Here is a 22,173-nt window from a genome sequence, read left to right as displayed (position 1 = left end):
TAAATATATTTTTTAGAAATGTAGAAATAAATATACATAATATATCGTTTACTATATTTTTTTATATATAATTGTATTATTCTTCGTTATATTGAGTTCCAGAATAATTGTCAAATCTAGACCAATGTCCATTAAAAGTTAATCTAATGCTACCGATAGGACCATTTCTTTGTTTTCCAATAATAATTTCAGCAATTCCTTTTAAATCGCTATCCGCATGATATACTTCATCACGATATATAAACATAATTAGGTCAGCATCTTGTTCTAGTGATCCAGATTCTCTTAAGTCAGAATTTATTGGTCTTTTATCTGATCTTTGTTCTAAAGATCGATTTAATTGAGATAATGCTATTACTGGTACTTGTAATTCTTTTGCTAAAGATTTTAAAGATCTAGAAATTTCTGCTATTTCTAATGTTCTATTATCTGAAAGAGATGGAACACGCATGAGTTGTAAATAATCTACCATTATTAGACTTAATCCATTATTTTCACGATATATACGACGTGCTCTTGATCGAATTTCACTAGGAGTTAAACCAGACGAATCATCAATATACATATTTTTCTTTTTTAATAAGATATTCATTGTACTAGAAATACGGGACCAATCTTCATCTGTTAATTGTCCAGTACGAATATTCGCTTGATTAACTCTAGATAAAGATGCTAGCATTCTTATCATAATTTGTTCTACAGGCATTTCTAAACTAAATATTAAAACAGGTTTATCATAAATCATGGCTGAATTTTCGCATAAATTCATAGCAAAAGTTGTTTTACCCATAGAAGGTCGTGCTGCAATAATAATTAAATCAGAACGTTGTAAGCCTGATGTTTTTTTATTTAGATCTTGATATCCTGTATTAATTCCTGTGATACCATCATGTGGATTTTGAAAAAGTTTTTCTATATTTTCTATAGTTAGAGTAAGTATTTGTTCAATATTTTTAGGTCCTACATCTTTTTTATATCTTTTTTCGGCAATTTTAAATACACTAGATTCAGCATAATCTAATAATTCTTCACTATTTCTACCTTGAGGATAATATCCAGCATTAGCAATTTTGTTTGCTACTAAAATCATTTCCCTTACTATAGCACGTTCTCGAACTATATCTGCGTAAGCAGTAATATTAGCTGTGCTGGGTGTATTTTTTGATAACTCAGCTAAATAAGAAAATCTACCTACACTGTCTAATTTTCCTTTTTGTTCCAATGATTCAGATAATGTAATTAAATCAATAGGGTTACCGAGATCAAGTAATTTTTGCATTTCACGAAAAATTAAACGATGAGGTAAACTAAAAAAATCATCAGCTACAATCCGTTCTGAAACGGTATCCCATCGTTCGTTATCTAACATTAATCCTCCTAATACAGATTGTTCTGCTTCTAACGAATGAGGAGGTATTTTAAATGTATGTGTGTAATTTTCTTTAATTTTTTTTTTATCAAATTTATTTTCTGACATTTTAATAGTATATTATAATTTAGTTAATAGATTTGTAATTATAACCTAATTATAATATAAGACACTATGTGATAATTGATCTATTTATATTCATTTTAAATTATTTTTTTGATATGTTTATTTTAAACAATAAACTGTAATTGGTATTTGTATATCATAATATAATTTTAGTGAAAATATTTTTTTTGGATGGCAAATAATAAATTATAATTTTTTGTTTTTTTATAAGTGATTAATTTTATTGTTTAAATATATTTTATTATTTTATTTATAATAATGAAATATTATTATAAATAATAGGAAATATATTATATAATATTGAATATATTTATGTTAAAGTAAAATACATATAGTATATATATTTATATACTATATATAATTTATATTTGTTTTATTATAAAATAGATTTTTATTAAAAAAAACTACACTGAATTTAAGTATATTTATTTATTAATTTGAAAATATAGAGTATATAAACATTATTATTGTATGTTTATTTAATTAATAAAATTACTAGCTATAGAGATATAAATAAATAGTATATAGTTATTAATTTTAATTATTTAATTATATAATATATTATAGATGATATATTTTTAATATTAGTAAATTAATTGTATATTTTATAATAGTAGTTTAGATATAAAATTTTGTTTCTGAACATTTATTAAATAGGTATTAATATTATGGCAAGTAGAGGAATTAATAAAGTTATTCTTGTAGGTAATTTAGGACAAGATCCAGAAGTTCGTTATATGCCAAATGGTAGCGCTGTAGCTAATATTACATTAGCAACTTCAGAAACATGGAAAGATAAAAATACTGGGATTATGAAGGAAAAAACGGAATGGCATCGGGTAGTTTTATTCGGTAAATTAGCAGAAATTGCTAGAGAATATTTAAGAAAAGGTGCTCAAGTATATATTGAAGGCTGTTTACAAACGAGAAAATGGAAAGATCAAAATGGTATCGATAGATATACTACAGAAATAATAGTAAACATTAGTGGAACGATGCATATGTTAGGACATAGAAATACTAGTAATGTTACAACATCTAATAATGATATTCAAAATAATCAAAATAATTTATTAGAAAAAAATAAATTAAAGAATAATAATGTTATAAATAATGATAATATATTAACACCTTTTCATAAAAATGATGAATCTATTCATGAAGAAGCATCTCAAGTTAATTTTGATGATGATGACATACCTTTTTAAATATAATTATAATAAACAATATATATTTTAAGTATATATCTTATAATTAATGGTACTTATATTTTATTTGAAAAATTTTTTTTTGAATTCTAATAAATGTTGACAAAATTTTTTAGGTTGTGAAATAAAAGGTGCATGAGCTGATTTTTTTAGTGTAATAGAGTGACTATTTAATAATTTTTTATCTAGAATATTTGCTATATTTTTTGGAATTAAAATGTCAAGATATCCATATATTCCAAGGATAGGTATGTTTATTTTTAACATGTCTTTCCGTAAATCAAGTTGACTAATTATATTATAACCTTCTTTTAATGCTAATAAATTTGGATATGGGTAGGTTAATATATTTTTTTTTAATTTTAAATTATATTGTTTAGAAAAATAAATATTATTTGTTTGTGTATCGATAAATCTAGAAATAGTTGTTGAATAATTGTCTCTTAAATCAATATAAAAATTATATAGTTTAGTAGTATTAATGCCAGGCCATTGTGGTTTTTCTATTAGACAAGGAGAAGAAGCTACATTTATTATAGCTTTTATGTTTTTGCTGCCATAAATAGTTATATAATTTGTAATTAAACCACCTAAAGACCATCCTAACCAAATGGCATTATTTGGCATATAATCAGATAATATTTGAATAATATCGTTTATTTTTATTGCTAAACAATTATTACTATGTCCATATCCAGGTAAATCTACTAAATATAAAGTAAAATAAGGATTTATCAATGGTATTATATTATTCCATACTTTAATATTAAATCCCCATCCATGTAACAAAATTAAATCTATATTTCCAAATCCTGTTTTTTCCCAGTATAAATTATTCATAATCTGTTTTTTTTAATATGTTTTTTATTTTTTAATTTTTATTGACGTATATTCTAATATAATATTATTGAGAAAATAAATAATTAAAGTTATAATAATCATTATTGTTACAATAAGTTGTTTTTTTATAGTGATTATTTTCTATGATTAATATTTCTAAAGTTGCACAAAAACATTTTGAAAAATTATTATTGAAACAAAAATCGGAAACACATATTCGTATTTTTATAACTAATCCAGGTACGTTAATGGCAGAATGTGGTATTTCATATTATGATAACACTGAAATTAAACAGAATGATGTAGAAATTAAATTTAATAATTTTAATGTATATATTGATAAATCAGATGTTTGTTATTTAAAAGATGTAAAAATTGATATTAAAATAGAAGGTGCTAACTCTCATATTACTCTAATTGCTCCGTTTGCTAAACGCCATCCTAACCAAAATGAATTATCTTTACATGAACGTATTCAATTATTTTTTAATAAAAATATTAATCCATATTTATCTCAACATGGTGGTAAAGTAAATTTAGTAGAAATTACAAATATTGGATATATTGTAATACAATTTAGTGGTGGTTGTAATGGATGTTCTATGGTTGGTACCACTATAAGAGAAGGAATAGAGAAAAAAATATTACTTGCTTTTCCTGAAGTAAAAGGTGTGATAGATAATACTGTTCATCAATCTGGTCAACATTCTTATTATTAATAAATTTACATTAAAATAATTTTAGTAATAAAATATATTGAATTATTATTTTTTGTTTGGTATAAATTGTATTTTTTAGTTTCATTGAAAATATAATTTTATATTTAAAAGAAATGAAGTAATAGTTTTTTAAAATAAATCAGTGACAAAATATAGTATTATTATTTTAAAGTAGTTACAATAAAATATTATTTTTTTAATAATATATAATATGTTATTTTAAACAAGTACATTATTTTTATATTACTTGTAAATAAGTAATATATAATAAAACTTATATAATATTTAGGAATATTAAATGATTTTATTGGAATCAAATATTAATAAACTAATAAAAATATTTTTAAGTGTAATGTGATTATTAAGGTTTATGTATAATTATTAGTTATTTAGATATTTTATTATTTTATTTCATGTATTTATTAAATTAGATCAAATAAAAAAGTAAACAAAAAATAATAATATTTTTATAAAAATATTTAAAAAGTTTTATTTATTAAAAAAAATATATTGAATAAATATGTTAATGTAACACGATTTTTATTTTTCGTAAGACATATTATGATGTTATTTTTATATTTTACTTGTTTTGTAATGTAAAAAAATATATTTTAAATAGTATAACTATATATTATGGAATTTGTGATTATCATTTTTATTGATTTTATTATCAACTATTTGTATATATCATGCATATATAAAAAATTATAATTATATGTATAATAATTTTTCGTATATTTCGTATTGAATAAAAAATTAATAAATAAATAAATAATAATATATTTTTCATATATTTTAATGTGGTAATATAATATATATTGTATATTTATATAACAATGTTAATAAAAATATTAAAATATTTTTTTAATCATAAATATTAATTTTATAATTTGTAGAATAATAGTTCATATTTATTTTTTTAAATTGATAATGGATAAAAATAAAATAAATTCTAGTTTAATTGAAGAAATTAAAAAAAGAAGAACATTTGCGATTGTTTCTCATCCTGATGCAGGTAAGTCAACTATTACTGAACAAATATTATTATTTAGTAATATTATAAGGGCAGCCGGTACTATTAAAGCAAGAGGATCTGGTAAACATATAACATCTGATTGGATGCAAATTGAAAAGAAGAGAGGAATTTCTATTACTGGGTCTGCAATGCAATTTAATTATAAATGTTTTTTGATTAATTTGTTAGATACACCTGGTCATGAAGATTTTTCAGAAGATACATATCGTATTATTACTGCTGTAGATTGTTGTTTAATGATTATAGATGCCGCTAAAGGAGTAGAAGAAAGAACAAAAAAATTAATAAATATTGCTAGACTAAGAAATACTCCAATAATTACTTTTATTAATAAATTAGATAGAGATTCAAAAAATCCTATAGAGTTATTTGATGATGTTGAAAAGAAATTAAAAATATCTTGTATTCCTATTACTTGGCCAATAAATTGTGGTAGATTATTTAAAGGAGTATATCATTTAAAAGATGGTATTACTTGTATATATAAAAAACATATTATGTATAATTTAGTTAAAACACAAATAGTGAATATACCAAATTTATATAATTCTTTATTAGACAAATATATTGGAATAGATGAAGTAAAAACATTACGTGAAGATATAGAGTTAATTAATCAGTGTTGTTTAAAATTTAATCATACTAATTTTTTAAATGGTGCTATTACTCCAGTTTTTTTTGGTAGTGCTTTAAATGGTTTTGGCGTACGTCATATTTTACAAGCTTTAATTAATTGGGGGCCATGTCCTACATATCGGAAAACTAATTGTAGAATTGTATATCCAAATGAAGATAATTTTTCTGGTTTTATTTTTAAAATACAAGCGAATATGGATTCTAAACATAGAGATAGAATTGCTTTTATGAGAATAGTATCTGGAAAATATTATCAAGGTATGCGATTAAGACATGTTCGTACAGGAAAGTATTTTATATTAAATGATGCGGTAGTTTTTTTAGCTAGAGATAGATTTTTAATAAGTAATGCTTATCCTGGAGATATTATAGGGATATATAATCATGGTACAATAAGGATAGGTGATACTTTTACTGAAGGAGAATTAATAAATTTTATAAGTATTTCTAATTTTTTACCTGAATTATTCCGTTGTATTAGATTAAAAAATCCATTAAAACAAAAGCAATTATTAAAAGGGTTAACACAATTATCAGAAGAAGGTATGATTCAAATATTTCGTCCATTATTGAATAATAATATAATTTTAGGTGTGATAGGGGAATTACAATTTGAAGTGGTCTCAGATAGATTACATCAGGAATATAAAATAGAAGCTGTTTATGAGTATGTCAATATTTTTACAGTAAGATGGATTTCTTGTATAGATATTAATATAATATCACAATTTAAATTAAATAATTCGTCTAATTTGGCTGTAGATTGTAATAATAATTTAATTTATCTTGCTCCAAGTATGGTTAATTTAAATATTATATCAGCTCGTTATCCAGAAATAATTTTTTCTAAAAAGCGAGAATATCATTAGAGTAAGATAAAATATGAAACGTGCATTTATTTTAGTATTAGATTCATTTGGTATTGGATATAGTAGAGACGCTGATAAATATGGTGATAGTGGAGCAAATACTTTTGGTCATATAATTACTTCTTATTATAATAATAAAAATATTACATATCCATTAAATATATTAAAAATACCTAATTTACTGTCATTGGGACTAGGTAAATTAATAGATAGTTCATTAGAAAAATTGTTATTAAGTTATTCTGTAAATAACGTTAATATTATAGGTAGTTATGCTTATGCTAGTGAAATTTCTTCAGGAAAAGATACTATTTCTGGTCATTGGGAAATAGTAGGAGCACCAGTTTTATTTAATTGGGATTATTTTAATAATCGAGTAAATAGTTTTCCTGAAAAATTATTAAGTGATATTTATATTAATTGTAAGATTAATGGATCTTTAGGTAATTGTCATTCTTCTGGAACAGAGATATTAGATAAATATGGTGAGCAGCATATTAAAACAGGTCAACCTATATTTTATACTTCAAAAGATTCTGTATTCCAGGTCGCATGTCATGAAGAGATATTTGGTTTACAAAAATTGAATAATATTTCTTATATAATAAGAAATATTTTAAATGATAGTATTTATAAAATAGGTAGAGTAATTTCGAGACCATTTCTTGGATTTAAAACTAGTAAATTTATACGCACACATAATAGACGTGATTTTTCGAATTCTCCTGAGTCTATAACTGTTTTAGAAAAGTTAATAAATGAAAAACAAGGTGAAGTAATTGGTATAGGAAAAATTTCTGATATTTATGCTGGAACAGGAATTACTAAAAGTATTAAATCTATGGGATTAGAAAATTTATTTTTAGAGACTAAAAAACAAATTACATTAGCTAAAGATAATACAATTGTTTTTACTAATTTTATTGATTTTGATTCATATTGGGGGCATAGACGTGATGTTTTTGGTTATGCTAAAGGATTAGAGTTATTTGATCAATATTTATTTGATATTTTAAAATTAATCAAAAAAGAAGATTTATTAATTTTAACTGCTGATCATGGATGTGATCCTACTTGGAAAGGAACAGATCATACACGTGAAAATGTACCGATATTAATTTATCAATTAGGTATGCCAGTAAAATATTTAGGACATCGAAAAACTTTTTCAGATATAGGACAAACATTAGCTTATTATTTTAATTTGTCTAAAATGTCTTATGGTGTAAATATGTTACAGTAATTATATTTTTTTATTATTAGTTCATTAATAAAATTTAAATTATACAAGGAATCTAAAATTAGTATGACTACTCCTCATATCAATGCGAAATATGGTGATTTTTCAGATATAGTAATTATGTCTGGTGATCCTATGCGAGCAAAATATATAGCAGATAGATATTTGACAAATATAGTTGAAGTTAATAATGTAAGAGCTATGTTTGGTTTTACAGGAGAATATAAACAAAATAGAATATCAGTTATGGGACATGGTATTGGAATACCGTCGTGTTCTATTTATATTAAAGAATTAATTACTGAATATCATGTAAAAAAAATTATTCGCATAGGTACTTGTGGTGCTATAAGACGAGATATTAATGTATCGGATATAGTAGTTGGAATGGGTGCATGTACTGATTCAAAAACGAATAGAATACGTTTTAGAGATAATGATTTTGCAGCTATTGCGGATTTTAATTTATTAAATAATATAGTTAAAGTTTCTAAAAGATTAGATATTAAAATTTCTATAGGTAATTTTTTTACAACTGATTTATTTTATTCATATAATTCAGAATTATTAGATATAATAGAAAAATATGGAATTATTGGTATTGAAATGGAAACAGCTGGACTTTATGCATTGTCAGCTGAATATAAAGTACAATCTGTTTCTATTTGTACAGTTACTGATCATTTTAAAAAAGAAGAAAAGTTAACTTCTGAAGAAAGACAATTTACTTTAGATAATATGATTAATATTGCTTTAGAATCTACTTTATTATAATTAATGGTTAATGTACTTATTGTATTATATTTTAAAAATATTGTTATATATGATTATCGTTTAATTAATTAATTAATTATGTATAGTATTATTTTTTTTGGTGAGGAAGGGATTCGAACCCTTGATACGTTTCCGTAATACACGCTTTCCAGGCGTGCTCCTTAATCCTCTCGGACACCTCACCTTTGAGATTATTATAATATAATCATAATTTATAAATAATTTTTGGTCAAGTCATGATATAATAATAAAACGATCTTTATTTTTTTTATAATAAGACAATATATCAAAATTTTAATTAATGAGTTTTGTTAATATTTAATATTCATATTTATTTAATGTGTATTTTTTGTATATGAAATAATGTTAAATAGTTGTCTATAATAAATAAAATTTATTGATAATTTCATTATATAATATTATTAGATAAAATAAAATTTTGTTTATTTGGTATACTAATTATTATATAAAAGTGTATTAGTTATATTATAATATTTTTTATTGATGTTATATTTTGTAATGTTATAATAAATATATTTTTAATTTAAATTGATAATATATATAATTCATTTAAATATTATTTCAGCATAAAAATTGGAATATAAATTATAGTTATACCATTGTATTTATTTACTTGAGTATTTTAAACACATTCTATATAGTTACTTTTAAAGAAAATGACAGAAAAAAGAAATATTTTTTTAATTGGTCCAATGGGTGCTGGGAAAAGTACTATTGGACGTCAGTTATCTAAACAATTACGTATGGATTTTTATGATTCTGATTATGAAATTGAACAACGTACTGGTGCTGATATAAGTTGGGTTTTTGATATAGAAGGTGAACAAGGTTTTAGAGAACGTGAAAAGAAAATTATTAATGAATTAACACAATATAATGGAATTGTTTTAGCTACTGGAGGTGGTTCTATAAAATCTAAATCAGTTCGTATGCAACTTGTATCTAGAGGTATAGTAGTATTTTTAAAAACGACTATAGATGAACAATTATTAAGAACTAAAAATGATAAAAAACGTCCGTTGTTAACAACTGACATTTCATCTCGAAGAGAAATATTACAGAAATTAGCTATGGAAAGAGATAATTTATATAATGAAATAGCAGATATTGTTGTTAATACAAAAGATAGAAGTGCAAAATTCGTAGCTAATAGAATTATAAATTTATTAGAAAAACACAGTTGATTGCATTTCAATATATGTAAAGGAGAGTATTTAAAGATGGAAATAGTGAGAGTTAATTTAGGGGAAAAAAGTTATAAGATTATTATTGGATCAAATTTATTAAAGCAAGATGATATTTTTTTTCCTTTAAAATCTGGTGATCAGGCCATGTTAATTACTAATAAAATTTTAGCAAATATTTGGAAAGATTTAGTGGTGTCTTATTTTAATAATGCTAAAATTAGATTAGATCAGGTCATTTTATCAGATGGAGAACAATATAAAAATTTATCTTCAATTGAATTAATTATCTCATCTTTATTAAAATATACTCATAATAGAGATACTACGTTGGTTGCATTAGGTGGAGGAGTAATAGGTGACATAACTGGTTTTAGTGCAGCAATTTATCAAAGAGGTGTTCGATATATTCAAATCCCTACATCTTTTTTATCTCAAGTAGATGCTGCAATAGGAGGAAAAACTGCTGTTAATCATATACTAGGAAAAAATATGATTGGTTCATTTTGGCAACCATCTTCTGTTATTATTGATACAATATTTTTGCAAACGTTACCTAAAAGAGAATTAATTTCTGGACTAGCTGAAGTTATAAAATATGCTATTATTTTTGATCAAGAGTTTTTTATTTGGCTTGAAAATAATGTATTTCACATAATTGAATTAAATCAATCGGCAATTAATTATTGTATATATAAGTGTTGTTTATTAAAATCTAAATTAGTTGAATTAGATGAAAAAGATACAAATTTACGAGCAGTGCTAAATCTTGGACATACCTATGGACATGCTATTGAGTCGTATGTAGGATATGGTAATTGGTTACATGGTGAAGCGGTAGCTGTTGGTCTTGTAATGGCAGCTCGTACCTCTGAAAAATTAGGTCAGTTTAATGTTAAAGAGACATGTAGAATTATTAAATTGATAAAAAAAATAGGTTTGCCTATAGAAGGCCCAAAAAATATGCCATTTTCTGCTTATTTTTTTCATATGCAAAGGGATAAGAAATCAATATCTAATAAAATAAGAATGATTTTACCAATAAGGATAGGAGAAGTGAAAATATATACTGGTGTTGAAAAAGATGTCATATCATGGGTAATTAATAATAGGTGCAATTATAGTGAATAGTGTATTATATTACTATATTATATAATGTATTTAATGAATAAATATATAAATAACAATGTATATTAATATATTTTCAATAAGTATATTTATCAGTATATAAATTTACTATATATAGTAAACTTAAAATTTTATTTATATTTTAATAAGTGATTATATTATAATGTGGCGTTATCAAATTAAAAGATTAGCATTTTTATTTCTGTTTTTAATTTTTATGTTTTACTTTTTAAAAATGATAACTATAGTTTTATTTTTATTAATTTTATTATCTTTTTTGAGTGTTGTATATCTATAGTTAATATTTTTTGTTATATGGTACAGCATATTTTTAAAAATTTTTATGTTTTAAGTAATTATTATGTAGTATTTTTTTTTTATTATTATATTATATAGTAATGTTTGTAGATTTTGAATGGGATATAATGTGAAAAAGTTTTTAATAGCTCCGTCTATTTTATCAGCCGATTTTGCTCGGTTAGGAGAAGATACACAAAAAGTATTAGATGCTGGAGCAGATATGATTCATTTTGATGTTATGGATAATCATTTTGTTCAGAATTTAACTATGGGATCTATGATTTTACAATCATTAAGAAATTATAATATTTGTTCTCAAATAGATGTTCATTTGATGACCAAACCTGTTGATAATTTAATTCAACAATTTGCTAAATCTGGAGCAAATTGTATTTCAGTTCATCCTGAATCTACAGATCATTTACATAGAACATTGGAATTAATTAAAGAACATGGTTGTAAAGTTGGATTATGTTTTAATCCATCTACTCCTATTAATTTTTTAGATTATGTTATGGATAAGTTAGATGTAATACTATTAATGTCAGTTGATCCTGGATTTGGAGGACAGTCTTTTATTGAATCCTCTTTAGATAAGTTACGTGACATTAGAAATAAAATTGATAATAGTGTATATGATATTTGTTTGGCAGTAGATGGAGGTATAAAGTTAGATAATATTGCTAATATTGCATTAGCTGGAGCAGATATTTTTATTATTGGTTCAGCAATTTTTGGTTCTAGTAATTATGTAGAGATTATTAAACAGTTTCGTACTGTATTAGAGTCTGTTAATTATGGTTTAATTCATTAATTAATGTTTATTGTTTAACAAAATATTTTGCTATGAAAAAAAATAAATCGATTTTATTTAGTGCCATACAACCAACTGGTCAATTAACACTTGGAAACTATTTAGGTACGTTATGTCATTGGGATAAAATTCAAGAAGAATATAATTCTATTTATTGTATTGCTGATTTACATGCATTAACAACATGTAGAGATCATTCTAGTTTACAAATTAATATATTTGATACGTTAGCATTATATTTATCTTGTGGAGTTGATCCAAAAAAAAGTATTATTTTTGTACAGTCTCATGTATATGAACATGCGCAATTAAATTGGATATTGAATTGTTATGCTTATTGTGGAGAATTAATGCGTATGACTCAATTTAAGAGTAAATCAAAAGAATGTCATAATAATAATGTTAATATTGGATTATTAAATTATCCTATTTTAATGGCATCTGATATTTTATTGTATCAAACAAAAAAAGTATTGGTGGGTAGTGATCAAAAACAACATTTGGAATTAGCTTCTAAAATTGCTATGCGTTTTAATAAAATTTATAAAAAAAATATATTTACTATTCCTGAAATTTTATTGTCTCAAAGTGGTTCAAAAATTATGTCTTTATTGGAACCTGATAAAAAAATGTCTAAATCTAATGTGAATACAAAAAATACTATTTTTTTATTGGAAGATATACAATGTATTAAAAATAAAATAAAATGCGCTGTAACAGATTCAAATAATAGCTCAAAAATTTATTATAATGTTTTGGAAAAACCTGGAATTTCTAATTTAATGACTATTTTTTCTGGTATTACAGGTAAGTCAATTTCTGAATTAGAAATAGAATTTTCTAATGTTATGTATTCAAAATTTAAAGATGAATTATCAGATGTATTATCTATTAAAATTAAACAAATTCAAAAGTCTTATTGTAGATATCGTAAAGATGAAGTTTATTTAAAAGACATTGTAGTTAAAGGAGCTGAAAAAGCTCGAGAATATGCACAAAAGACATTACGAAGAGTATATAAACTATTATACTTAAATTAATTTAATTTGAGATGTAATCATTGATTTGAATTTATTTTAATATAAAAAATTATTTTTTTATGTTGTTACTATAATGTTTTGTAAAAAAAATTAATATAATACATAATACAAAAACCATAATATATAGTATGTTTGCAGTTATTAATGCACCTTTTACTCCATATGTTTTAACAATAGGACTAGTGACTATAAATGTTAATAATGTACCTGTAGTTCCTGAAGTTAAAATAAAATTAATATTTTTTGGTGAAGGAATGTTAGTTTGTAATGATGCTAATGTAATAATTAATGTATATATGGCACTGGAAAAAAAACCTAATAAAATTATTATCCATTGTAAATAAGTATAATCAGTATTATGTATAAATAAATACATTAAGAGACAAGAGATGCCAGTTAAAGATATTAACATTTTATGTAAATCAAAAAATTTTAAAATAAAGCTAAAAAACCACATACCTAACATGTATGACATCCAGAAATTACTTACTAAAATACCTGTATTAGTTATGTTTTCTTTGATAATATGTACGGAAAATTCAGGAATCCATAAAATAAAGCCTAATTGTCCTAAGATATAAAATAATGCTGCAAATGAAAGTAATACAATGCTAATTTTATTGTTTTCTTTTTTTTTATAATTAATAACTTTATTTTTTAGATTTATATTTGGAAATTGTACAGTTAAAGTAAATAGAAATATTATTCCATAAATTATACTAATAATAACATAAATCCAATACCACTGGATATTATTCTTTAATAATGTAGAAGTGATAATTGGAAAAATCATACCTGACATACTAAAACAAGAATCTGTTATTAATAGTAGAGCTGCGCGTTTATTTCCTTTGTATAAATAAGTAATTAAAAATGTACCAATAGACATTGTAATTCCACTAATCATTCCTAATGAAAATATACTTAGTGAAAATAATATTAAATTATTAGTAAATATTAATGTGAGAACAGACATTATTACTAATAAGAAACTTAGATTGATTTGTGTTTTAATTGTTATTAATTTCATTAACCAGGTATTAATAAATATTGATATTAAAATTCCAGCATTTAAAAAAGTGAATATATTACTAGTTTTAGAAAGAGAAATATGATAATATTCTGATATTTTTCCCATAACTAATCCAGTTACTATTATTAACGCACCTGTTAAAGCATAGGATAAGAAACTGATACCAGTAAGACGTATACGATTTTTTTTTAACATGTTAATTATAAGTCCTTTATATAAATATGATTTTTGATTAATGTCATTATTGCATATTTTGTATAATTTATAAATTTTTTATATAATTTTGCTATTTTAGTTTATAATAATAAAGCATAGACAATATATTGAGTATAATTTTAACATTTTTTATGTAATTTATGAATTTATCTATAAAATATGATTTTGTAAGTGATAATATTATGATTTTTAAAGTAAAAATAATAAAATAATATTATTTTAATAATAAGATATGCCTGTCATAAAATATGTATTTTGACATGATTATTTTTTAATAAAAACTTTTTATGATTTAATATGAATGGATAATATGTATTGAAATATATATATTTTTTTATAGATTAACTCTATAATAATATTGTATGTTTTGAGTAAATGATATGTATGAGTTATTCAGATTTAATATATAAATTATTGTGGTTAATAGATTATGTAAATGTTATTCTATATAAAATGAATAAAAAATATCTATTATTTTATAGTTTATTATTTTTTATTATTAGTATAATATATTTGTTTTATACTGCAGTAATATAGTAATATTTATCGTAAATTTATTTTATAATATTTTTTTATTATTTGTATAAGGAGATAATTATTAATTTATAAATTTGTAATTTTTATTATTTTTTATATAATAATTATATTATATAGTATTAAATTATATTTTATTATATAAAAAATATATAGAATATATTAGACTATATATTGTTATCATATAAGTATGATAGAAGTGAGTGTTTTTTACATTTAATATAATAATCAAATTTATAGTGTATAATGTAGTGCTTCAATTATTTTTTTTATGTTATTTTAAATGTGAGATTTTATCTTTATGTTTAGTTTATTTATGAATGTTTTGTGAAATTTTAATTTTTTAAAATCTATTTTTTTAGAATATGTATTTAAATAGTATATGTGTATAGTTTGATATAATTTTTATATAATTTAACGATATTATCGTACGTTATTATTATAGTAATGTATATAATTAGTTATCATATTTTTTAATAAGAATATTAAATATTTATATAAATTAAAATTTTAAAAAATAATTTATATCTAAATATTATTACATTAATTTTTTAAAACTATCGTAAATATTTTATTTTTATTAAATAGTTCACTATATTTTTCTATTGTAAACGGATTAAAATAATATGTATATACATGTAAAAAATCGTTTTTTATTCAATAAAATATCTTATTTAGTAAGATTTATTATTATATTTTTTTGTCCTTTATTTACGTTTAATATATTTGCAGAACATACGAATATTTTACCAACAGATACAAAAAAAATAGAATCAAATAATGGTAATAATATGTTTATAGTTACTCATGAAGATAAACAAACATCGTATGCATTAGGTGTTTCATTAGGTAGTTATATTAAACATTCCTTTGATGTACAAGAAAAATTAGGAGTGTTATTAAATAAAGAAGAATTTATGTCAGGAATGAAAGATTCAATTTCAGGATCATTAAAATTATCTGATCAAGATATTTCTAATAGACTTAATGTTTTAGAAAAAAAATTAAAACAAAGGGAATTAATGTTATTAAAACAAAATTCATATGAAAATTCTGTAAAAGGAGAAAAATATAGAGCTGAATTAATAAAAAAACCAGGAGTAAAACAAACTAAAACTGGTTTATTATATATTATTAATAAAGTAGGCACTGGTAATAAACCAAAGTGTGACGATAAAGTATTGGTACATTATAAAGGTAGATTAATTAATGGTGTAGAATTTGACAATTCATATACTAATAAACAACCAATATGGTTATCTTTGCATAATGTAATACCAGGATGGAATGAAGGTATACAATACATAGGAAAAGGTGGTCAAATTGAATTAATAGTACCTCCTACATTAGCTTATGGTATTTTAGGTGCACCTGGAATTCCTAGTAATGCTACTTTAATATTTGATATAGAATTATTAGATATTAAATCAATATAAAATATATATATTTGATATATTTTTTTACGTTATAAGTTTTTTGGTATATTATATATGCATTATTTAGTTATTGTAACAGGTTCTGTATATGGAACGGAAAATTCTAGTACAGCATTTTTATTTTGTAAAGAAGTAGTGCATAGTGGACATAAATTGCATAGTGTTTTTTTTTATTTTTCTGGTGTATTAAATGCTAATAGAATGGTTTTTCCTGCAATTGATGAATGTAACTTAGTAAAAAGTTGGTCTAATTTTAGTATTAAATTTAAGATAAAATTAAATGTTTGTATAAGTGCTGCATCTAGAAGAGGTGTAATTAGCGATGAAAATGCTTTAAGATTGGGTATGCCAGTAGGAAATTTGAATAATAGTTTTAAATTAATTGGGTTAAGTGGTTTATCTGAAGCTATTTATATGTGTGATCGAATAATACAATTTTAATTAAATTTTATGAAAAAGATTGCTTTTATATTTTCTCATGCTGCTCATGGAACGTCTTTTGGAAAAGAAGGTTTAGATGTTATTTTGTCAACTTCTTCAGTGATTCAAGATATTTCTATATTTTTTATCGGAGATGGTATCTTTCAGTTTGTAAAACATCAAAAACCTCAAAGTATTTTATCTCGAGATTATGCTTCTTCATTTTGCATTTTACCTCTGTATGGAATTAATAAGTTTTATTTTTGTCATGATTCTTTAATTGAAAGAGGAATTTTAAATTATGATATTTTTTTATTAAAGATATCTATTTTGGATACTATGTCTTTTCAAAAAAAAATTAATCAATGCGAAGGTATTATAAATTTTTAAGAAGTTTTTAATTATGTTACATACGTTAATGAATTCTCCTTTTCATAGTAATATGAAATTATTGTTTAATCTATTAAATAAGTCAGATGATTTATTGGCATTACAAGATGGAGTTATTATTTCTACAATAAATAATATTTTTTTAAAAAAAATATTAAAGATATCAGTAAATCTTTATGTTTTAAAAGAAGATGTTGAAGCACGTGGACTTATTAAGCATGTGTCAAATGAATTTAAATTAATTAATTATAGATATTTTGTATTTTTAACTGAAAAAAATAAACAGCAGATGAATTGGTAAAAATATTAATATAACAAGTCAGTAATTTTTTCATGGTTAAATCTAATCTATCCTTGAAATTCTATACATGTCATATATTCAATTTATTTTTTTTTGGAAAAATAATTTATAATATTTTTAATAGGAGTATGTTTTATGGCCACAGTTAATCAATTGGTCCGGAAACCTCGCGTATCTAAAACGACTAAAAGTAATGTACCAGCATTAAATAGTTGTCCTCAGAAGAGAGGGGTATGTATGCGTGTATATACTACTACGCCAAAAAAACCAAATTCAGCTTTAAGAAAAGTATGTAGAGTAAGATTAACTAATGGTTTCGAAGTGACAGCGTATGTTGGTGGAGAAGGTCATAATTTACAAGAACATTCTGTAGTTCTGATTAGAGGGGGGCGAGTAAAAGATTTACCTGGAGTACGTTATCATATTATTAGAGGTTCTTTAGATTGCGCTGGTGTAAAAAATAGAAAACAAGGTCGTTCTAAATATGGAGTAAAAAAATCTAAAGTATAATTTTTTATTCTTTTTATTAATAAGAATTAGTATTTTAATTATTTATTTAGTAGTTTTTTACAAAAATGGAGTATTTTATGCCTCGTCGTAGAGTAATAGGTTATCGTAAAGTTTTACCAGAACCAAAATTTTCATCTGAAATGTTGGCTAAATTTATTAATATATTAATGGTAGATGGAAAAAAATCTATTGCTGAAGTTATTGTTTATACAGCATTAAATATTTTGTCTAAACGTATGGATAAATCTGAGATTGAAATTTTTAATCTTGCTTTAGAGAATGTTTGTCCTAGTGTAGAAGTTAAATCTCGTCGTGTTGGCGGTTCTACTTATCAAGTACCTATTGAAGTACGTCCTGTTAGAAAAAATGCTTTAGCTATGCGTTGGATTATAGAATCAGCACGTAAAAGATTAGATAAATCAATGGCTCTTAGGTTAGCTAATGAACTTTACGATGCCATTGGAAAAAAAGGTAATGCAGTAAGAAAAAAAGAAGAAGTTCATAAGGTAGCAGAAGCTAATAAAGCGTTTGCTCATTATCGTTGGTAAAATTACTATAACAGTATTTTCTATAATTATTATTTGTATTCATGATTAGTCAATTTAGTTGGTATCTGAGGTTGTATATATGCAAAGATATTTAAAATAGATTAAGATAAGAAGGATAAAATGGCTCGTATTACACCGATTGTAAATTACAGAAATATTGGTATTAGTGCTCATATAGATGCTGGAAAAACGACGACTACGGAACGTATTTTATTTTATACAGGAATTAATCACAAAATCGGTGAGGTGCATGATGGAGCTGCAACAATGGATTGGATGGAACAAGAACAAGAAAGAGGTATTACTATTACTTCTGCTGCAACAACAACTTTTTGGTCAGGAATGGCTAATCAGTTTGATGCACATAGAATTAACATTATTGATACACCAGGACATGTAGATTTTACAATAGAAGTAGAACGTTCTATGCGTATTCTAGATGGTGTGATTATGGTGTATTGTGCAGTAGGGGGAGTTCAATCTCAATCTGAAACTGTTTGGCGTCAAGCTAATAAATATAAAGTTCCTAGGATTGCTTTTATAAATAAAATGGATCGTATAGGAGCAAATTTTTTAAAAGTAGTAAAACAAATTAAAAATCGTTTTAATATTAGCCCAGTTCCAATTCAATTAGCTATAGGTTGTGAAAATAATTTCTCAGGTATAATTGATTTAATAAAAATGAAAGCAGTATATTGGAATAACGATGATCAAGGAGTAACCTTTACTTATGTGGATATTCCTAACGATATGATAGAGTTATCTCAAAAATGGTATCAAAATTTAGTTGAATTTGCTGCAGAAGCTAATGAAGATATTATGGATAAATATTTAAATGGAGAAAAATTAAGCGAAGAAGAGATTAAATGTGCTTTGAGACATAGAGTATTAAAAAATGAAATTGTGCTCATTACTTGTGGTTCATCTTTTAAAAATAAAGGAGTGCAAACTTTACTCGATGCTGTTGTTGAATACTTACCTTCACCTATTGATGTAAAATTAATTAATACTTCTTTATTAAATAAAAATCAATTGAAAAATGATGATAAAATTTCATCATATGACAATGCACCTTTTTCTGCTTTAGCTTTTAAAATTGCAACTGATCCTTTTGTTGGAAACTTAACCTTTTTTAGAGTATATTCTGGTGTAGTAAAATCTGGAGATACTGTATTTAATTCTGTTAAGTCTCAAAAAGAGAGATTTGGTAGGATTGTACAAATGCATGCAAATAAACGTGAAGAAATAAAAGAAGTAAGAGCTGGGGATATTGCAGCTGCAATTGGTTTAAAAAATGTAACTACTGGTGATACTTTGTGTGATAAAAATCATAATATTATTTTAGAACGAATGGAGTTTCCTGAACCAGTTATATCGATTGCAGTAGAACCTAAAACTAAAAGTGATCAAGAAAAAATGGGATTAGCTTTGAGTCGATTAGCAAAAGAAGATCCTTCTTTTAGAGTATGGACTGACTCAGAGTCTAATCAAACAATTATTTCTGGTATGGGAGAATTGCATTTAGAAATTATTGTAGATCGTATGAAACGAGAATTTAATGTTGATGGTAATGTGGGTACTCCTCAGGTAGCTTATAGGGAAACAATACGTAAAATAGTAAAAAATATAGAAGGAAAACATATAAAACAATCAGGAGGAAGAGGTCAATATGGACATGTAGTAATTGATTTATTTCCGTTAGATATCAATGGAGAGAATTATAGTTTTATTAACGACATTAAAGGTGGAGTTATTCCAGGAGAATATATTTCTGCTATAGATAAAGGTATTCAAGAACAATTAAAATTTGGTCCATTAGCTGGGTATCCAGTAGTTAACGTAGGAGTTCGTTTACATTTTGGTTCTTATCATGATGTAGATTCTTCTGAAATTGCTTTTAAATTAGCAGCATCCATGGCTTTCAAAAGTGCTTTTAAACAAGCTAATCCTGTGTTATTAGAACCTATTATGAAAGTAGAGGTTGAAACGCCAGATGATTATATGGGAGATGTTATCGGTGATTTAAATCGTAGAAGAGGCATTATTGAAGGTATGGAAAATAATGTTAATTTTAAAGTAATATGTGCTCAAGTACCGTTATCTGAAATGTTTGGTTATGCTACTGGTTTACGTTCACAAAGTCAAGGAAGAGCATCTTATTCTATGGAATTTTTAAAATATTCAGAAGCTCCTATATCTATTGCGAAAGATATCATTTTTTCTAAAGAAAAATAAATTTTTACCATGTATTTTATTTTGAGTAGGATTATAAATTTATGTCAAAAGAAAAGTTTGAACGTTCCAAACCTCATATAAATGTAGGTACAATTGGACATGTTGATCATGGAAAAACCACTTTGACAGCAGCTATTACAACTGTTTTAGCAAAAAAATATGGTGGATCTCCTCGTGCATTTGATCAGATAGATAATGCTCCTGAAGAAAAAGCAAGAGGTATTACTATTAATACTTCTCATGTAGAATATGATACTCGTAATAGACATTATGCTCATGTTGATTGTCCAGGACATGCTGATTATATAAAAAATATGATAACAGGAGCTGCTCAAATGGATGGAGCAATTTTAGTAGTAGCAGCTAGTGATGGTCCAATGCCTCAAACACGTGAACATATTTTGTTAGGAAGACAAGTTGGTGTACCATATATTATTGTATTTTTAAATAAATGCGATATGGTTGATGATGAAGAATTGCTAGAATTAGTAGAAATGGAAGTAAGAGATTTATTAACTCAGTATAATTTTCCAGGAGATGATACGCCTATTATTAGAGGATCAGCATTAAAAGCATTAGAAGGTGTTCAAGAATGGGAAGAAAAAATCATTGAATTGTCAGAATTATTAGATCGTTATATTCCAGAACCAAAAAGATCTATTGAGAAATCATTTTTATTACCTATTGAAGATGTATTTTCTATTTCTGGACGTGGTACAGTTGTTACTGGGCGTGTTGAACAAGGTGTAATAAAAGTCGGTGAAGAAGTAGAAATTGTAGGAATAAGAAATACGATTAAAACCACTTGTACTGGTGTAGAAATGTTTAGGAAATTATTAGATGAAGGAAGAGCTGGTGAAAATGTAGGTGTATTATTAAGAGGAACTAAACGAGAAGATATAGAGAGAGGTCAAGTTTTAGCCAAGCCTGGTACTATTCATCCTCATATGAAATTTGAAGCAGAAGTATATGTTTTATCGAAAGAAGAAGGTGGTCGTCATACTCCTTTTTTTAAAGGTTATCGTCCTCAATTTTATTTTAGAACAACAGATGTCACAGGTTTGATAGAGTTACCTCCAAATGTTGAAATGGTTATGCCTGGAGATAATATTAAAATGGTAGTGTCATTAATTCATCCTGTTGCTATGTCTGATGGATTACGTTTTGCTATTCGTGAAGGTGGTCGTACAGTAGGAGCTGGAGTAGTTGTTAAAATTATTTGATAATTTTTTATATAATATAATTA

Annotated in this window: 20 protein-coding genes and 1 tRNA gene; 17 read left to right on the top strand and 4 right to left on the bottom strand. The window is 24.1% G+C overall.

What is annotated here, in order from left to right:
* Positions 1-76 precede the first annotated feature (76 nt).
* Positions 77-1,477: a replicative DNA helicase gene (dnaB, locus tag RJX12_RS02215; protein WP_343192128.1), complete on the bottom strand. Its 1,401-nt coding sequence runs from the start codon at positions 1,475-1,477 to the stop codon at positions 77-79.
* Positions 1,478-2,163: 686 nt separating this feature from the next.
* Between dnaB and ssb the strand changes: the two genes are divergently transcribed.
* Complete coding sequence (ssb, locus tag RJX12_RS02210) at positions 2,164-2,703, top strand: single-stranded DNA-binding protein (RefSeq protein WP_343192127.1); 540 nt, start codon at positions 2,164-2,166, stop codon at positions 2,701-2,703.
* A gap of 63 nt (positions 2,704-2,766) precedes the next feature.
* Here ssb and bioH read toward each other — a convergent pair whose 3' ends face one another.
* Positions 2,767-3,543: a pimeloyl-ACP methyl ester esterase BioH gene (gene bioH / locus RJX12_RS02205; protein WP_343192126.1), complete on the bottom strand. Its 777-nt coding sequence runs from the start codon at positions 3,541-3,543 to the stop codon at positions 2,767-2,769.
* Positions 3,544-3,686: 143 nt separating this feature from the next.
* Between bioH and RJX12_RS02200 the strand changes: the two genes are divergently transcribed.
* The 4 genes from RJX12_RS02200 to deoD all read left to right on the top strand — a co-directional run bounded on the left by RJX12_RS02200 (position 3,687) and on the right by deoD (position 8,817).
* Positions 3,687-4,262, top strand: a complete 576-nt coding sequence (locus tag RJX12_RS02200; protein ID WP_343192125.1) for a NifU family protein — start codon at positions 3,687-3,689, stop codon at positions 4,260-4,262.
* Positions 4,263-5,192: 930 nt separating this feature from the next.
* Positions 5,193-6,803 carry a peptide chain release factor 3 gene (locus RJX12_RS02195; protein WP_343192124.1) on the top strand — a complete coding sequence of 537 codons (1,611 nt, stop codon included), beginning with the start codon at positions 5,193-5,195 and terminating at the stop codon, positions 6,801-6,803.
* A gap of 13 nt (positions 6,804-6,816) precedes the next feature.
* Positions 6,817-8,046 (top strand): phosphopentomutase, encoded by a 1,230-nt coding sequence (locus tag RJX12_RS02190; RefSeq protein WP_343192123.1) that lies wholly within the window; start codon positions 6,817-6,819, stop codon positions 8,044-8,046.
* Positions 8,047-8,109: 63 nt separating this feature from the next.
* Positions 8,110-8,817, top strand: a complete 708-nt coding sequence (gene deoD / locus RJX12_RS02185; protein WP_343192122.1) for a purine-nucleoside phosphorylase — start codon at positions 8,110-8,112, stop codon at positions 8,815-8,817.
* A 98-nt stretch (positions 8,818-8,915) separates the two neighbouring features.
* On the opposite strand, the gene RJX12_RS02180 is transcribed toward deoD, so the two are convergent.
* Positions 8,916-9,001, bottom strand: a tRNA-Ser gene (locus tag RJX12_RS02180).
* Between the two features lie 493 nt (positions 9,002-9,494).
* On the opposite strand from RJX12_RS02180, the gene aroK reads away from it, so the two are divergent.
* From aroK to trpS, 4 genes are all read left to right on the top strand, one after another.
* A complete protein-coding gene (aroK, locus tag RJX12_RS02175) occupies positions 9,495-10,022 on the top strand; it encodes a shikimate kinase AroK (RefSeq protein WP_343192121.1) in 528 nt (175 codons plus the stop codon).
* Between the two features lie 36 nt (positions 10,023-10,058).
* A complete protein-coding gene (gene aroB / locus RJX12_RS02170; protein WP_343192120.1) occupies positions 10,059-11,153 on the top strand; it encodes a 3-dehydroquinate synthase in 1,095 nt (364 codons plus the stop codon).
* Between the two features lie 424 nt (positions 11,154-11,577).
* Positions 11,578-12,264: a ribulose-phosphate 3-epimerase gene (gene rpe, locus RJX12_RS02165; protein WP_343192119.1), complete on the top strand. Its 687-nt coding sequence runs from the start codon at positions 11,578-11,580 to the stop codon at positions 12,262-12,264.
* Positions 12,265-12,296: 32 nt separating this feature from the next.
* The gene (trpS, locus tag RJX12_RS02160) at positions 12,297-13,304 is read left to right on the top strand and encodes a tryptophan--tRNA ligase (RefSeq protein ID WP_343192118.1); all 1,008 of its coding nucleotides are present in this window, start codon (positions 12,297-12,299) and stop codon (positions 13,302-13,304) included.
* Positions 13,305-13,353: 49 nt separating this feature from the next.
* Here the strand turns inward: trpS and tsgA are convergent, their stop codons facing one another.
* Complete coding sequence (gene tsgA, locus RJX12_RS02155) at positions 13,354-14,532, bottom strand: MFS transporter TsgA (RefSeq protein ID WP_343192117.1); 1,179 nt, start codon at positions 14,530-14,532, stop codon at positions 13,354-13,356.
* Positions 14,533-15,713: 1,181 nt separating this feature from the next.
* Between tsgA and fkpA the strand changes: the two genes are divergently transcribed.
* From fkpA to tuf, 8 genes are all read left to right on the top strand, one after another.
* Entirely contained in the window at positions 15,714-16,523 is an 810-nt protein-coding gene (fkpA, locus tag RJX12_RS02150; protein ID WP_343192116.1) for an FKBP-type peptidyl-prolyl cis-trans isomerase, read from the top strand.
* 54 nt (positions 16,524-16,577) lie between these two features.
* On the top strand, positions 16,578-16,964 hold the full coding sequence (gene tusD, locus RJX12_RS02145; protein WP_343192115.1) for a sulfurtransferase complex subunit TusD: 387 nt from the start codon (positions 16,578-16,580) through the stop codon (positions 16,962-16,964).
* A gap of 9 nt (positions 16,965-16,973) precedes the next feature.
* Positions 16,974-17,333: a sulfurtransferase complex subunit TusC gene (gene tusC / locus RJX12_RS02140; protein WP_343192114.1), complete on the top strand. Its 360-nt coding sequence runs from the start codon at positions 16,974-16,976 to the stop codon at positions 17,331-17,333.
* 13 nt (positions 17,334-17,346) lie between these two features.
* Positions 17,347-17,634: a sulfurtransferase complex subunit TusB gene (tusB, locus tag RJX12_RS02135; RefSeq protein ID WP_343192113.1), complete on the top strand. Its 288-nt coding sequence runs from the start codon at positions 17,347-17,349 to the stop codon at positions 17,632-17,634.
* Between the two features lie 135 nt (positions 17,635-17,769).
* Positions 17,770-18,144 carry a 30S ribosomal protein S12 gene (gene rpsL / locus RJX12_RS02130; protein WP_343192112.1) on the top strand — a complete coding sequence of 125 codons (375 nt, stop codon included), beginning with the start codon at positions 17,770-17,772 and terminating at the stop codon, positions 18,142-18,144.
* A gap of 77 nt (positions 18,145-18,221) precedes the next feature.
* On the top strand, positions 18,222-18,692 hold the full coding sequence (gene rpsG, locus RJX12_RS02125; RefSeq protein ID WP_343192111.1) for a 30S ribosomal protein S7: 471 nt from the start codon (positions 18,222-18,224) through the stop codon (positions 18,690-18,692).
* A gap of 120 nt (positions 18,693-18,812) precedes the next feature.
* A complete protein-coding gene (gene fusA / locus RJX12_RS02120) occupies positions 18,813-20,927 on the top strand; it encodes an elongation factor G (RefSeq protein ID WP_343192110.1) in 2,115 nt (704 codons plus the stop codon).
* Positions 20,928-20,968: 41 nt separating this feature from the next.
* On the top strand, positions 20,969-22,150 hold the full coding sequence (tuf, locus tag RJX12_RS02115) for an elongation factor Tu (protein ID WP_343192109.1): 1,182 nt from the start codon (positions 20,969-20,971) through the stop codon (positions 22,148-22,150).
* The last annotated feature ends 23 nt before the right edge of the window (positions 22,151-22,173 follow it).

This window comes from Buchnera aphidicola (Formosaphis micheliae) (assembly GCF_039403185.1).
GTDB classification, from domain to species: domain Bacteria; phylum Pseudomonadota; class Gammaproteobacteria; order Enterobacterales; family Enterobacteriaceae; genus Buchnera_C; species Buchnera_C aphidicola_B.
Note: the sequence above shows the minus strand (reverse complement) of the source record. Positions and strands in the feature narration are given on the sequence as shown.

Excerpts from the sequence above, each read along its gene's own strand:
- RJX12_RS02195 (WP_343192124.1), top strand. The coding sequence starts at position 5,193 with ATGGATAAAAATAAAATAAATTCTAGTTTAATTGAAGAAATTAAAAAA.
- tuf (WP_343192109.1), top strand. The coding sequence starts at position 20,969 with ATGTCAAAAGAAAAGTTTGAACGTTCCAAACCTCATATAAATGTAGGT.
- dnaB (WP_343192128.1), bottom strand. The coding sequence starts at position 1,477 with ATGTCAGAAAATAAATTTGATAAAAAAAAAATTAAAGAAAATTACACA.
- RJX12_RS02200 (WP_343192125.1), top strand. The coding sequence starts at position 3,687 with ATGATTAATATTTCTAAAGTTGCACAAAAACATTTTGAAAAATTATTA.
- tusD (WP_343192115.1), top strand. The coding sequence starts at position 16,578 with ATGCATTATTTAGTTATTGTAACAGGTTCTGTATATGGAACGGAAAAT.
- fusA (WP_343192110.1), top strand. The coding sequence starts at position 18,813 with ATGGCTCGTATTACACCGATTGTAAATTACAGAAATATTGGTATTAGT.
- aroB (WP_343192120.1), top strand. The coding sequence starts at position 10,059 with ATGGAAATAGTGAGAGTTAATTTAGGGGAAAAAAGTTATAAGATTATT.
- rpsL (WP_343192112.1), top strand. The coding sequence starts at position 17,770 with ATGGCCACAGTTAATCAATTGGTCCGGAAACCTCGCGTATCTAAAACG.
- tusB (WP_343192113.1), top strand. The coding sequence starts at position 17,347 with ATGTTACATACGTTAATGAATTCTCCTTTTCATAGTAATATGAAATTA.
- bioH (WP_343192126.1), bottom strand. The coding sequence starts at position 3,543 with ATGAATAATTTATACTGGGAAAAAACAGGATTTGGAAATATAGATTTA.
- trpS (WP_343192118.1), top strand. The coding sequence starts at position 12,297 with ATGAAAAAAAATAAATCGATTTTATTTAGTGCCATACAACCAACTGGT.
- aroK (WP_343192121.1), top strand. The coding sequence starts at position 9,495 with ATGACAGAAAAAAGAAATATTTTTTTAATTGGTCCAATGGGTGCTGGG.
- fkpA (WP_343192116.1), top strand. The coding sequence starts at position 15,714 with ATGTATATACATGTAAAAAATCGTTTTTTATTCAATAAAATATCTTAT.
- tusC (WP_343192114.1), top strand. The coding sequence starts at position 16,974 with ATGAAAAAGATTGCTTTTATATTTTCTCATGCTGCTCATGGAACGTCT.
- RJX12_RS02190 (WP_343192123.1), top strand. The coding sequence starts at position 6,817 with ATGAAACGTGCATTTATTTTAGTATTAGATTCATTTGGTATTGGATAT.
- rpsG (WP_343192111.1), top strand. The coding sequence starts at position 18,222 with ATGCCTCGTCGTAGAGTAATAGGTTATCGTAAAGTTTTACCAGAACCA.
- deoD (WP_343192122.1), top strand. The coding sequence starts at position 8,110 with ATGACTACTCCTCATATCAATGCGAAATATGGTGATTTTTCAGATATA.
- tsgA (WP_343192117.1), bottom strand. The coding sequence starts at position 14,532 with ATGTTAAAAAAAAATCGTATACGTCTTACTGGTATCAGTTTCTTATCC.
- ssb (WP_343192127.1), top strand. The coding sequence starts at position 2,164 with ATGGCAAGTAGAGGAATTAATAAAGTTATTCTTGTAGGTAATTTAGGA.